Source organism: Ruoffia tabacinasalis (assembly GCF_005864045.1).
In the GTDB taxonomy this organism is placed as follows: Bacteria; Bacillota; Bacilli; order Lactobacillales; family Aerococcaceae; genus Ruoffia; species Ruoffia tabacinasalis.
Window position 1 is genome coordinate 1 of record NZ_VBSP01000110.1, and the last position, 784, is coordinate 784.

Here is a 784-nt window from a genome sequence, read left to right on the forward strand (position 1 = left end):
TTAAAGATGAGAACACAACACAAACTATCGTTGCATAGAGAGACACTTAAACATAGGAATAAAAAAAGAGCCAAGGTGACTGCGTCACCTGGCTCCTCGGTCCACCAACATCAAAAATTCATGAACCGTGTTTTTTGTGGATTAAATATGAGTATAATTAAAGAAGTGACTGTTTATTTAGATAATTCTAATTTTATTTTAATTTAACTGTTGACTTTCACTTTGTGAGTTGATAGAATAATTTCAAGTTAATAAATAAGTCAAAGAATAAGAGAGTAAATTACTTCAAGGTAACAGCGAGATAGGACAGAGTGGAAGCCTATTTATCTGAGAGTAGTCGAACCGCACTTATGAGACAAGTTAGTGAATGTATAGCTAACTTCGCTGTCTGGGCGTTAACAAAAAGAGTGAATAAACCCTATATGGCCGTATAGGGGAGTTAACTAGAGTGGTACCGCGGAATAAACCCCGTCTCTATCGTTGTATTTGTACAGCGATAGAGACGGGTTTTTTTTTAATACCATCAATGCTTAGTCAAAGATTTATTAATTAATAAAAAACATAGGAGCAAATCAAAATTTGATTTGTCAAATTAAGCTAGACAAAACTGCTTCATCTAAGTAACTCAAAAATACTTCCAACGGTGTTCGGTAGTGTAAGGATTTCCGTGGAATCGTGTTCCGTTTGTGTGCAATCGATGACACAAAGCTTTGGTCTACTTGATTAAAGTCCATTCCTTTTGGCAGTCCGTCTCTGCGTAATAAACCATTGGAATTCTCATTCA

General features: G+C 35.6%; 1 protein-coding gene, 1 pseudogene and 1 other annotated feature. Of the genes and pseudogenes, one reads left to right on the forward strand and one right to left on the reverse strand.

Annotation, left to right across the window (positions count from 1 at the left end):
- Positions 1-207 (forward strand): hypothetical protein (locus tag FEZ33_RS12640; protein ID WP_212746713.1); only part of this gene is annotated, 207 nt, incomplete at its 5' end.
- Between the two features lie 47 nt (positions 208-254).
- Positions 255-479 (forward strand) — a binding site (T-box leader).
- A 108-nt stretch (positions 480-587) separates the two neighbouring features.
- On the opposite strand, the pseudogene FEZ33_RS12250 reads toward FEZ33_RS12640, so the two are convergent.
- Positions 588-784, reverse strand: a pseudogene (locus FEZ33_RS12250) (IS30 family transposase); the annotation flags it as partial.